Here is a 13,428-nt window from a genome sequence, read left to right on the forward strand (position 1 = left end):
GCCTTCGCCCGCGCCGCCGGGACCGGTCCCACCGGTCCCGGCGGCGCGGTCTCATGCCGCGGTCGGGTCGGGCGCGGGACGTGCGGCCGCGGCCGCGGCCCGCTCGATCAGGTCGGCGGCGGCGCGGACCCCGCCCGCGCCGCGCTGGCTGTCCGCGATGGCGCGCGCGGCGTCGCGGAAGCCGTCCTCGGCCAGCAGCCGCTCCAGCTTCGCCGTGATCACCTCGGCGTCGCCGCTCTCCCGCTGGTCCAGCGCCAGCGCGGCGCCGCTGTCGACGGCGCGGACCGCGTAGTCGTGGCAGTCCATCCAGAACGGCAGCACCAGGAGCGGCTTGCCGAAGTAGAGGCCCTCGGTCACGGCGTTGCCCCCGGCGTGGTTGAAGAAGACCCGCACGTTCGGGTGGGCGAGCACCGCGAGCTGGGACGGCAGCCAGGTCTCGACGCGCAGGTTGCCCGGCGGCTTCTCCGGCAGCAGTTCGTGCCGGGCGGCGGGCAGCCGCCACAGCACCTGGTGCCGGTCCCCGAGTCGCTCGCACATCTCCACGATCGCCTTCACCTGCGCCGCGGTGGGCCGCATGATGGTCCCGAACCCGATGTAGACGATGGACTCGTGCCGGTCCAGCCAGGCGGCCAGCTCGCCGCCGTCGTCGCCGGCGGCCGCCCCGTCCTCCTCGGGGAGCACCGCGCCGAGCATGGTCACCTTCTCCTGGCCGGGGAAGGGGTACTCCAGTTCCGGCACCATGGTGCTGAGGACGGCCTCTGCTCCGTCGGCGTAGCGTGAGGGCGCGGCGGCGACGTTGGGCAGGTCGGCGCCCTTACGGCGGCGCGCGTTCTCCGCGATCATGCGAAGCCGGGACGGCGTGAAGAACGCGAGCCTGCTGCCGATGCGGAACGCGACGTTGGCGATCCGCTGGCGCGGGCCCATCCGCCCGGGCAGGCCGCTGAACGGGGCCGGGTAGCCCCACGGCAGCCGGTCCAGGTAGGCGCCGCTCGCCGGGAGGGGCACCGTCATCACGTAGGGGACGCCGCGGACCATCGCCGCGTCCAGCGCCCAGCCGGTCGAGGAGTCGACGACCATCAGGGCCGGGCGGATGCGGTCGATCTCGGCCAGCAGGCGCTCGTACTTCGCCCAGACGTCGGCGGCGTCGAAGGCGTGGTCCAGGAAGGTCGTGTACCGGCGCAGCCGTGACTCCCCGATCAGCGCGCGGTGCGTCTCGTCCGGCCAGCTCACCGGGTCGACGGCCGGGAGGTGCTCGCCGACGGAGACGAACCGCACCCGCTCCGCTCCGGGCAGGCGCCACACGTCCCCGCTGCGGTCCTCGGTGCTGGCGAACCACAGGTCGGCGCCCCCGCGCCGGTTGACCTCGCCGGCCATGGCCAGCACGCAGTTGATCAGTCCCGCGCTGGGGTTGGAGGCGAACAGGATCGGGCCGCGGTGCTCTGTCATGCGTGTGTCTCCTCCGTCGCGGTCTTCGTGGTGATCCAGCCGTCGACCGTGGCCGCGGTGTCTTCCGCGTGCTCCTCGGTCATGCTGAAGTGGTCCGCGGCGACCTCGGCCAGTTCGTGGTCGAGGGACCACGTGCTGCGGGCCGCCTCGCCGGGGGCCAGGTCCCCGGTCGCGCGGACGAACAGGCTCGGGGCCTGCGGGTTCCGCCGCCGCCATCCCGACAGCAGCGCGAAGTAGGCGGCCATCGCGGTGAGCCGGACGTCGTCGATGGCGCCGAACCTGGCCTCCTGGTCGCCCAGGTTCGCCAGCAGTCCCGGCTGGGCCTGCTCGGCCGCCTCGCTGCCCACCTCGTAGGTGTCCAGCAGCACCAGCCCGGCGGGGCGGACGCCGCGCTCCTCCAGGCGCAGGGCGACCTGGTGCGCGAGGGTGCCGCCGGACGAGCGGCCGACCAGGACGAGCGGGCGCCCGGCGGCGACGTCCAGGGCCGCGTTCGCGTGCAGCTCGACCAGGGCGTCCAGCGTCGCGGGCAGCTTCTCGCCCGCGACGAATCCCGGCACCGGCAGCACCCACAGCTCGCGTTTCCCGTCCAGCGCGCGGGCGAACCGGACGAACTCGTGCGGCCCGGACAGCATGCTGGTCGCGGGGATCCCGACCAGCACCGGCCCGGCCGCCGCCCCGGTGGCCATCCGGACGGGCGAGCCCGCCGCCCCCGGCTCGGCGGGGTCGGCGAACGTGGCGCGCAGCCGGCCGGCCATCATGATCATCTCGTTGGCCTCGGTGAACCGGCCCACCGCGCACGCGTCGCGGTAGAGCGCGGCCAGGCTCGCCGGAGACTGCGCGGGCGGCGCCCCGGCGCCCAGCCGCTCCAGCAGTTCCCGGGCGAGCGCGTCCGCGGTCGGATGGTCGAAGACCACCGTGGCGGGCAGGGTGAGGCCGGTCGCCCTGGCGAGCCGGTCGCGCAACTCCATCCCGGTCAGCGAGTCGAAGCCCAGCTCGGCGAGCGGGCGGGCGGGGCCGACCTCGTCCGGCCCCGCGTACCCGAGCACGGCGGCGATCTCGGTGCGCACCAGGCGGGCCACCGTCTCCTGCCGCTCGCCCGGCGGCAGCGCCGCGAGCCTGTCGCGCGCCCGGGGGTCGGCTGCCGCGCCGGCCGGGCCCCCGGCCCCGGCGTCGAGCGCGGCGCGCGCCGCCGGCACGCCGCCGATCAGCGGGCTGGGCCGGGCGATGGTGAACGTCGGGGCGAACCGGGGCCAGTCCACGTCGGTGACGGCGACGTGCCCGTCCCCGGCGCCGACCGCGAGGGCGAGGGCGCGCAGGGACTCCTCGGGCGGCATCGGCCGCAGCCCCCGGGCGCGCAGCGCCGCCAGCGCCTCGCCGCCGCTCATCCCCTCGCCCGCCCACGCGCCCCACGCGATCGAGGTCGCCGGGAGCCCGCGCCGAGCCCGGTCCTGGGCAAGCCCGGTCAGGTAGGTGTTGGAGGCGCAGTAGGCCGCGCCGCCCGCGCTGCCCCACAACCCGGCGCAGGACGAGAACAGGACGAACGCGTCGAGCGGGTACCCGGCGGTGAGCGCGTCGAGGTTCGCGGCGCCGGCGACCTTCGCCGTGGTCACGGCGGCGAAGCCGTCGACGCCGAGGCCGGCGACCGGCTCCGATCCCGTGGCCCCCGCGGCGTGCACCACGGCCGTCGGCGGTTCGGGCAGGCCGTCGAGCAGCGCGGCCAGGGCGTCGCGGTCGGCGACGTCGCACGCCTCGATGCGGACCGCGGTCGACGCCGCGAGTTCCGCCTCCAATTCCGCCGCGCCGGGCGCCCGCTTGCCGGATCGGCTGACCAGCACCACCTGCTCGGCACCGTTCGCGGCGGCCCAGCGCGCGACATGGGCGCCGAGGCCGCCGGTCCCACCGGTGATCAGCACGGTGCCGCGCGGCCGCCACTCCCGCGTCCCCGTCTGCGGGGCCGGGACGAGGCGGCGCCCGAGGACGCCGTCCGCGCGCAGCCCGCGGTGGACGTGCTCGCCCGCGGCGCCCGCCAGGATCCGCGCCAGCAGGTCGGCCGCCGAAGCGTCGCCGACGTCGACCAGGCCGCCCCAGGTGCGGGGGTGCTCCAGCGCCATGACCCGGCCGATGCCGAGGAGCTGCGCCTGCGCGGAGCCGGTGACGGGATCGTCGGGCTCGGTCGACACCGCGCCGCGGGTCAGCCACCACTGCGGCGCGGTGACACCGGCGTCCAGCAGCCCCTGGGCGAGCAGCAGGCTTGCCGCGACGCCGAGCGGGACGGCGGGACGGTCCGGGTCGGGGCGCTCGTCCAGGCCCAGCAGGGACAGCACGGCCCGGACCGGCGGGGCCGCCCGCAGCCGCGCGGCGAGGCTCTCCCGATCGAGGTCGCCGACCGTCAGGCGGTGCACCTCGGCCGTGCGGCCGAGGCCGGTGAGCAGGGCGCGCGCCGCGTCGTCCAGGCCGTGCGCGGGCAGCACGGCCAGGACCGGGCCGGGGTCGGCGGGCGGGCCGAGGGGCACCGGCTCCCAGGTCTCGCGGTAGCGCCACCCGTCCAGGCCGCTTCCCGTCCGGGCCAGGGGGTCACCGTCCAGCCAGTAGTCGGCGCGCTGGAACGCGTAGGTGGGCAGCTCCACGGTCCGGCCGCTCTCGACCGGCCATTCGACCGGCGAGCCCGCCGTCCAGGCGGTGGCCGCCGCCCGCAGGCCGTCGGGGCCCGCGCCCCAGACGCCGGTCCCCTCGTCGGCGACCTGGGCCAGGCCGGCGGCCAGCTCGTCGCGGTCGGCGGCGATCACCACCGCGCGTCGCTCCAGTGCGGCACGGGCGGACATCAGCGTCCACGCCACGTCCCGCAGCCCGGTTCCGGGGTCGCGGAGAACGAGATCGCGCAGCCGCGCGGCCTGCTCTCGCAGCGCGGTGTCGGTCTTCCCCGACACCGGGAAGGGCAGCGGGGAGGTATCGGTCTCGGGCTCGACGACCTCGGCCGCCTCGGGGGCCTGTTCGATGATGACGTGGGCGTTGGTCCCGCTGATCCCGAACGAGGAGATCCCGGCGCGCCAGGGCCGGTCCAGCTCGGGCAGGTCGTGCGCCCCGGCGGCCAGCTCGACCGCTCCGCTCGACCAGTCCACGTGGGGGGACGGCTCGTCCAGATGCAACGACGCGGGGACCACGCCCTCCCGCAGCGCCATCACCATCTTGATCACCCCGGCGACCCCGGCCGCCGCCTGCGTATGACCGATGTTCGACTTCACCGACCCCAACAGCACCGGACGCTCCCGGTCCTGCCCGTAGGTCGCCAAGACCGCCTGCGCCTCGATCGGATCACCCAGCACCGTCCCGGTGCCATGCGCCTCCACCACGTCGACCTCACCAGCCGACAGGCCCGCGCTCGCCAGCGCCGCACCGATCACCCGCTGCTGCGACAAACCATTCGGCGCCGTCAACCCATTGGACGCACCGTCCTGATTCACCGCCGAGCCACGGACCACACCCAGGATCCGGCGGCCGTTGCGCTCGGCGTCCGACAACCGCTCCAGCAGCACCAGCCCGACGCCCTCACCCCAGCCCGTACCGTCGGCGGCGGCGGCGAAGGACTTGCAGCGGCCGTCGCCCGCCAGCCCGCCCTGCCGCGCGAACTCCATGAACGCACCCGGCGTCGCCATCACCGTGACGCCGCCCGCCAGCGCCAGATCGCACTCACCCGACCGGAGCGACTGCGCCGCCAGATGCAACCCGACCAGCGACGACGAGCACGCCGTGTCCACCGTCACCGCGGGCCCGACCAGTCCGAACGAGTAGGCCAGGCGGCCGGACAGCACGCTGCTCGACGCGCTGGTACTGGCGCTGCCGTCGGGCCCGGCCAGCAGCAGTTTGAGGGAGTGGTCCTGCGCGGTGCCGCCGACGAAGACCCCCGTGGCGGAGCCCTTCAGCGACAGCGGGTCGATGCCGGCCCGCTCGAAGGTCTCCCACGACGTCTCCAGCAGCAGCCGCTGCTGCGGATCCATCGCCAGGGCCTCGCGCGGCGAGATCGCGAACAGCCCGGCGTCGAAGCCGCCCGCGCCGCGCAGGAAGCCGCCCGCGGCGGCGGCGTTCTCGCCCGTCCAGCCGCGGTCGCCCGGCACCGGCGCGATCGCGTCGGCGCCCGACGCGACCAGTTCCCACAGGTCCGCAGGGCTCTCGACGCCGCCCGGGTAGCGGCAGCCCATCGCCACGATGGCGATCGGCTCGTCCGGCGAGGCCGCGCCGCGCCCGGCGGCCGACGGATCCGCGCGGTCCCCGCGCAGCTCGGCGAGCAGATGCGCGGCCAGCTCCGCGACGGTCGGGCGGTCGAACACCAGGGTCGCCGGCAGGCTCAGGCCGGTGGCGGCGGTGAGCCGATCGCGCAGCTCCACCGCGGTCAGCGAATCGAACCCGAGGTCGGCGAACGGGCGGCCCGGATCGATGTCGTCGCCGCCGGAATGGCCGAGCACCACGGCGACCTCGGCGCGCACGAGGTCGGCCACCGCCCGCTCCGGGTCGTCGGCGGCGGCGAGCATGCGGCGCAGCTCGGCGGCGTGGCCCGCGTCGGCGGGACCGGCCTGGTCGCGCAGGGCCTCGCGCGCGGCGGGGATACCGTCCAGCAGCGGCGCCGGGCGGGCCAGCGTGAAGGTCGGTGCGAAGCGGGACCAGTCCATGTCGGCCACCGTCACCGTGGGCTCGCCCGCGGCGACCGCCTCGGCGAGCGCGGCGATCGCCGGTTCCGGGGCCATGGCCCGCACGCCCCGCCTGGACAGCATCGCGTCGGCGGCGCCGTCGGCCATGCCACCGCCCGCCCAGGTGCCCCACGCGATGGCCGTGGCCGGCAGGCCGCGCGCGGTGCGGTCGGCCGCGAGCGCGTCCAGGTAGGCGTTGCCCGCGGCGTAGGCGGCGTTGCCGCCGCTCCCCCAGGCCGCCGCGCCGGACGAGAACAGCACGAACGCCTCCAGCGGCAGGTCCGCGGTGAGCGCGTCGAGGTTCGCGGCGCCGGTGACCTTCGCCCGGGTCAGCTCGGCCAGCTCGGCGAGGCCGAGGTCGGCGACCGGCTGGAACGCCGCGACACCGGCGGCGTGCACGACCGAGGCCAGCGGCCGGTCGGCCGGGATCTCGCGCAGCAGCGCGGCCAGTTCGTCCCGGTCGGCGACGTCGCAGGCCGCGACGGTGACGTGGGTGCCGAGGGCGGTCAGCTCCTCCGTCAGCGCCGCCGCCCCCGGCGCGTCGGCGCCCTGCCTGCTGGTGAGCAGCAGGCCCGCGACGCCCCGTTCGGCCGCCCATCGGGCGACGCGGGCGCCGAGCGCGCCGGTGCCGCCGGTGATGAGCATGGTGCCGCCGGGCCGCCACGGGGTCTGCCCGGTGGCCGGGTGCGGGGTCAGGCGGCGGCCGAACACTCCGGACTCCCGGATCGCCACCTGGTCCTCGCCGCCCGCGGACGCCAGGACGGCCATCAGCCGCGCGGGGCCGTCCTGGAACCCGGACGGCAGGTCGACCAGGCCGCCCCAGCGGCGGGGATGCTCCAGCGCCACGACCCGGCCGAGGCCCCAGAGCTGGTTCTGGACGGGGCTGGTCACGGCCGCGCCGGCGGTCACGGCACCGCTGGTGACGCACCACAGCGGGGCGTCGATCCCGGCGTCTCCGAGCGCCTGCACGAGCAGCACGGACGCCGCGAGCCCGGCGGGAAGCCCTTCGGGGCCGGGCCGCTCGTCCAGGCCGAGCAGGGACAGCACTCCGGCGGGCCGCTCCCCGGCGGACTCCGCGAGCCTGGCGGCCAGCTCCCGCCGCCCCGCGGCGCCCTCCACGGGCAGGACGACCGGTTCGGCGCCCGCCGCCGCCAAGACGTCGCGGAAGCCCGCCCCGTCGACGCCGTCCGGGACAAGGACCAGCCAGCGTCCAGACGGCCCGCCCTCGGGCAGGTCGAGACGCCGCCACGTCTCCCGGTAGCGCCAGGAGTCCGCGGCGCGCCGGTCGTCCTCGCGCCGCCGCCACTCCAGCAGACCCGGCAGCACGCGCCCGGCCGCCTCCGCGTCGACACCGAACTCCGCGGCGAGCGTCGGCGCGTCCGCCTCCCGCAGCAGGTCCCAGAAGCGCCCTTCCGGCTGCCCGGCGGGCACCACCGGTTCGGTCTTCAGCCAGTAGTGCCGGCGCTGGAACGGATAGGTCGGCAGGTCGAGCGGGCCCGCGCCGCCGCCGACGCAACGGCGCCAGTCGACGGGCAGGCCGCCCGCGTGCAGGGCCGCGACGGCGCCGAGCAACGTCGCCGCATCCGCGCGGCCACGGCGCTGCCCCGCCACGGCCGGGACGTCATCGTGCCCTCCCGCGCCGAGCCGGGACCGCACGAGCGAGGTCAGCGAGCCGTCCGGCCCGAGCTCCAGGAAGGCGGTCGCGCCAGCCTCCACGGCGGCGCCGACACCGTCGGCGAACCGCACCGTCCGCCGCACGTGCCGCACCCAGTAGCCGGGGTCGCACAGCTCCGCGCCCGCGAGCCCGCCGGTCACGTTGGAGATCACCGGGATCTCCGGGCGGTGGAACCGCACATCGGCGATGGCGCGCCGGAAGTCCTCCAGCACCGGCTCCATCTGGGCCGAGTGGAACCCGTGCTCCACCCGCAGCCAGCGCACCCGCGCACCGGATTCGGCCAGCCGCCCCGCGACGGCGCGGACCGCGTCCCGCTCGCCCGACACCACCGTCGCGTCCGGGCCGTTGACCGCGGCGATCTCCGCCCCGTCGGCCAGCGCCGCCCGCACCGCCTCCTCGGACGCCTCCACCGCCGCCATCGCGCCACCGGAGACGCCGTCCATCAGGCGGCCGCGCGCCACCACCAGCCGTACCGCGTCCGCCAGGCCGAACACCCCGGCGACGTGCGCGGCCACCACCTCGCCCAGCGAGTGCCCGAGCACGACCTCGACCGGCACCCCCCACGACCGCACCAGGCGGAACAGCGACACCTCGACCACGAACAGGCCGAGCTGCGCGAAGAGCGTCCCCCGCAAGGGGGTCTCCGCGGCGTCGCCGAACACCGCGTCCCGCAGCGAGCAGCCGATCAGCCCGTCGGCGACCGCGCACACCTCGTCGAAGGCGTCGCGGAACACTGGAAACGCCTCGTACAGTTCGCGGCCCATGCCGACACGCTCCGAGCCCTGCCCGGAGAAGACCACGCCGAGCCGGGCGGTGCCGCGCGCCGTACCGGACACCACGTTGCCGGCCGCCGTTCCGCCGGCGACGGCCACGAGACCGGCCAGCAGCTCGTCCCGGCCGGCGGCGAGCACCGTCGCCCGGCGGTCCAGCGCGGCCCGCGAGGACACCAGCCCGGAGGCGAGGTCGCGCAACGGGACCTCGGGGCTCTCCAGGACGAACCGGCGCAGCCGGCCCGCCTGCGCCCGCAACGCGGCCTCGGACTTCCCCGACACCGCGAAGGGGAGCACCGCGTCACCGGCGGCGGGCTCCCCGGCCGGGGCCTGCCGGGCCGCGGCGTCCTCGTCCGGCTCCGGGGGCTGCTCGACGATGACGTGCGCGTTGGTGCCGCTGATCCCGAACGAGGACACCCCCGCCCGCCACGGCCGGTCCACCTCCGGCAGCGGGCGCGGGCCCGTGACCAGCTCGACGTCGCCCGCGGACCAGTCCACGTGCGGCGACGGCTCGTCCACGTGCAGCGTCCGCGGGACGACGCCGTGCCGCAGCGCCAGCACCATCTTGATCACACCGGCCACGCCCGACGCCGCCTGCGCGTGCCCGATGTTCGACTTGATCGACCCCAGCAGCAGCGGCCGGTCCCGGTCCTGCCCGTAGGCCGCCAGCAGCGCCTGCGCCTCGATCGGGTCGCCGAGCACCGTCCCGGTGCCGTGCGCCTCGACCACGTCCACGTCGCCGGGCAGCAGCCGCGCGGCGGACAGCGCCGCCCTGATCACCCGCTGCTGCGCCAGGCCGTTCGGCGCGGTCAGCCCGTTGGACGCGCCGTCCTGGTTCACCGCCGTGCCGCGCACGATCCCCAGGACCCGGCGGCCGTTGCGCCGGGCGTCCGACAGGCGCTCCAGCAGGAGCATCCCGACGCCCTCGCCCCAGCCCGTGCCGTCCGCGGCCGCGGCGAACGACTTGCAGCGGCCGTCGAACGCCATCCCGCCCTGCCGCGAGAACTCCAGGAAGGCGCCCGGCGTCGACATCACCGCCACCCCGCCCGCCAGCGCCAGCGAGCTCTCCCCGGACCGCAGCGACTGCACCGCCAGGTGCACCGCCACCAGCGACGACGAGCACGCCGTGTCGATCGTCACCGCCGGGCCCTCCAGCCCGAACACGTACGCCACGCGGCCGGACAGCACGCTCCCGGAACCGCCGGTGATGTAGCTGGGGACGGAGTCGCCGGCGCCCACCATCCGCATCGCGAAGTCCTGGGACGTGCCGCCGACGAACACCCCGGCCCGGCCGCCGCGCAGCGAGTGCGGGTCGATCCCCGCGCGCTCGAACGCCTCCCACGCGGCCTCCAGCACCAGCCGCTGCTGCGGGTCCATCCCCAGCGCCTCGCGCGGCGAGATCCCGAACAGGTCCGCGTCGAAGCCGCCCGCGTCCGCGACGAAACCGCCCGCGCAGGACAGCTCCGGGTCCCAGCCGCGGTCCGCGGGCGCGTCCGCGATCATGTCGCGGCCCGCGTCCACCACCCGCCACAGCTCCTCGGGAGACTCCGCGCCCGGATAGCGGCAGCTCATGCCGACGATCGCGACGGGCTCCCCCCAGCCGGACTCGACCGCCTGAAGCCGCTCGCGGGTGGCCTGAAGGTCCGCCGTCACGCGCTTGAGGTACTCGCGCAGCCTGTCTTCAACGCGCACGTGATGTCCTCGTTTCTCCCACGGTGCCCGGGGTCAGGAGACGCCCAGATCGTTGTCGATGAAGCCGAAGAGCTCCTCGTCGGAGGCGCCGTCGAGACCGTTCGCCGCCCCGTTCCCGGTGCCGTTCTCGCTCAGCTTCGCGATGAGGGTCTGAAGGCGGACCACGACCTGGCGGCGCGTGTCGCCGTCGTGGTCCGCGGCCGCCATCTCCCGGGCGAGCTCGTCCAGGACGTCGAGCCGGGAGCGCGGCGCGGCGTCCGTCTCGACCAGGGTCGCCAGGAGCAGCTCGGTGATCGCGGCCGGTGTCGGATGGTCGAACACCACGGTCGCCGGCAACGGCGTCCCGGTCTTCCTCGTCAGCCGGTTGCGCAGCTCGACGGCGGTGACCGAGTCGAACCCGACCTCCTGGAACGGCCGGTCGGGCTCGACGTCGTCGGGGCCCGCGTACCCGAGCACCGCGGCGATCTCGGTGCCGACCAGCACGGAGACCAGGCGGCGCCGCTCGGGCGCGGTCAGCTCCGCGAGCCGCCGCCGCAGGCCGGTCGTGGCGCCCTCGTCCGCGGCCGCCCCGGCGAGCGCGTCCCGCGCCTCCGGGATCTCGCCGATCAGCGGGCTCGGGCGGCCGAGCGCGAACGGCGGCGCGAACCGCTCCCAGTCGAGGTCGGCGATCGTCAGCAGCGTCTCGCCGTGCCCGACGGCCTGCGCCAGGGCCCGCACCGCCGTGTCGGGGTCCATCGCCCGGACGCCGCGCCGGGTGAGCGCCTCCTCCCCGGCGCCCGCGGTCAGGCCGCCGCCGCCCCAGTTCCCCCACGCCACCGAGGTGGCGGGCAGGCCGGCCGCCCGGCGGACCTGGGCGAGCCCGTCCAGATAGGCGTTGCCCGCCGCGTAGGCCGCGTTGCCCGCGCTGCCCCAGGACGCCGATCCCGAGGAGAACAGGACGAACGCGTCCAGGTCGAGACCGGCCGTGAGCTCGTGCAGGTTCCGCGCGCCCGCGGCCTTCCCGGTCAGGGTCCGCGCGAACTCCGGGACCGTGGTCTCGGCGAGCATCCCCACCTCGGCGATCCCGGCCGCGTGGACGACGGCGGTGAGCGGCCGGTCCGCGGGCAGCCCGGCCAGCAGGGCGGCCACCGCCGCCCGGTCGGCGGCGTCGCAGGCGGCGACCGTCACCCCGGCGCCGGACTCGCGCAACTCGGCGGCCAGGGCGGCGGCGCCGGGGGCGTCCGGGCCCCGGCGTCCGGTGAGGACCAGATGCTCCGCGCCGTTGGCCGCCGCCCAGCGGGCGACGCGGGCGCCCAGCGCACCGGTGCCGCCGGTGATCAGCACGGTGCCGCGCGGCCGCCACGGCGCCTTCTCCGCCCCGGCCTGCGGGGCGCGGACGAGCCGCCGCCCGAACGCCCCGGCCGCGCGCACCGCGACCTGGTCCTCCCCGGACCCGGACGCCAGCACGCCGCGCAGCAGGGCGACGGCCCGCTCGTCGACGGTCGCGGGCAGGTCGACGAGGCCGCCCCAGCGCCGCGCGTACTCGAGCGCGGCGACGCGGCCGGTCCCCCAGGTCATGGCCTGCTCCGCACCGAGCACCGGGTCGGCGGCGCCGAGGGACACCGCGCCGCGGGTCGCCCACCACAGCGGCGCGTCGACCCCGGCGTCCGTCATCGCCCGCAGGGCGAGCAGGTTGTGAACGAAGCCGGACGGCATCGCCGCGTGCACGGGATGGGCGCGCTCGTCGAGCGCCAGCAGCGACAGCACACCGGCGACCCCGTCGAGGGCACGGAACCATTCGGCCAGCTCGGCGCCGTCGCCGCCGTCCGGGACGACGAGCACCTCCGCGGACTCGCCGAAGCCGTCCGCCACGGCCGTGGCGGCCTCGCGGGCGGGCCCGGCGGCGGAATCCGGCAGGAGCAGCAGCCACTTTCCGGCCGGCGACCCCTCGGCCGGGACGGTGAGCGGGTGCCAGGACTCGCGGTAGCGCCAGGAGTCGATGACGGACCGGGATCGCCGGCCGCGGTGCCAGGTCCGCAGCGACCGGACCATGTCCCGCAGGGGTTCGGCCTCGACCGCGAGCGAGTCCGCCAGCGTTTGGACGTCCTCCTGCTCCACCAGCTTCCAGAACTCGCCGTCCACCGTGGACTCGGCCGGCGCTGGGCGCGGCGTGAGCCAGTAGCGCCGGTGCTGGAAGGCGTAGGTGGGCAGGTCGATCGGCTGGCCAGGTGTGATGGGCCAGGTCACGGGGAGCCCGGCCGTCCAGGCTTCGCCCAGGGAGCGCAGCAGGCGGGCGGCGCCGCCGTCGTCGCGCCTGAGCGTGCCCACGACACTCGCGGTGACCTCGGCGTTCTCGCATGCCGCCTCGATCCCCGGCGTCAGCACCGGATGACTACTGATTTCGACGAAGCACCGGAACCCCTCTGCCACGAGGTTGCGGATCGCGTCGTGGAAACGGACCTTCTCGCGCAGGTTCCGCACCCAGTAGTCCCCGTCGGGGGCCACCCCATCGGACCCGATCCAGCCCGCGGTCACCGACGACATCATCGCGATCCGCTGCGTCCCCACCGGAACCTCCGCCAGTTCCGCTCGCAGAGCATCGGCGACCCCGTCCACCTGAGACGAATGCGAGGCGTAATCCACCTCGATCAACCGGGCCCGCACACCCTGGTCTGAACACGAGGCGACGAACCGCTCCAGTTCTCCGCCATCACCCGCGACCACGACGGCGTCCGGGCCGTTGACCGCCGCGATCGACAGCCCCGGCCACTCCGCGAGCGACTCGGCCGCCTCCGCCTCGGAAAGGCCGATGGACGCCATGCCGCCCTGGCCCGACAGCACCGTCAACGCACGCGATCGGGCAACAACAACGGTCGCGGCGTCCTCCAGCGACAGCGCACCCGCCACGACCGCGGCCGCGATCTCACCTTGCGAATGCCCGACCACCGCGTCCGGCGTGACGCCGCATGACTCCCACACCGCCGCCAGCGACACCATCACCGCGAACACCACCGGCTGCACCACATCCACCCGCCGCAGCGCCTCCCCGTCGTCCAGGACCTCCAGCAGCGACCACCCCGTCAGCGGATCCAGCACCGCCGCGCACTCACCCATCCGCGCCGCGAACACCGGCGAACACCCCAGCAGGTCACGCCCCATCCCCACCCACTGCGTCCCCTGCCCC

3 protein-coding genes are annotated in these 13,428 nt (G+C 76.4%); all 3 read right to left on the bottom strand.

Going from position 1 to position 13,428, the window contains the following annotated elements:
• Positions 1 to 51: 51 nt before the first annotated feature.
• Positions 52 to 1,446: a glycosyltransferase gene (locus ACFPZN_RS41295; RefSeq protein ID WP_378288043.1), complete on the bottom strand. Its 1,395-nt coding sequence runs from the start codon at positions 1,444 to 1,446 to the stop codon at positions 52 to 54.
• Positions 1,443 to 10,265, bottom strand: coding sequence for a type I polyketide synthase (locus ACFPZN_RS41300; RefSeq protein WP_378288044.1), 8,823 nt, complete (start codon positions 10,263 to 10,265; stop codon positions 1,443 to 1,445). The genes ACFPZN_RS41295 and ACFPZN_RS41300 overlap by 4 nt, the downstream gene beginning before the upstream one ends.
• Before the next feature lie 33 nt (positions 10,266 to 10,298).
• On the bottom strand, positions 10,299 to 13,428 hold a 3,130-nt coding region (locus ACFPZN_RS41305), incomplete at its 5' end, for an SDR family NAD(P)-dependent oxidoreductase (RefSeq protein WP_378288045.1).

The organism is Actinomadura rugatobispora (assembly GCF_042656285.1).
Lineage (GTDB): Bacteria > Actinomycetota > Actinomycetes > Streptosporangiales > Streptosporangiaceae > Spirillospora > Spirillospora rugatobispora.

Coding starts and splice junctions, on each gene's coding strand:
- ACFPZN_RS41295 (WP_378288043.1), bottom strand. CDS start 1,446: ATGACAGAGCACCGCGGCCCGATCCTGTTCGCCTCCAACCCCAGCGCG.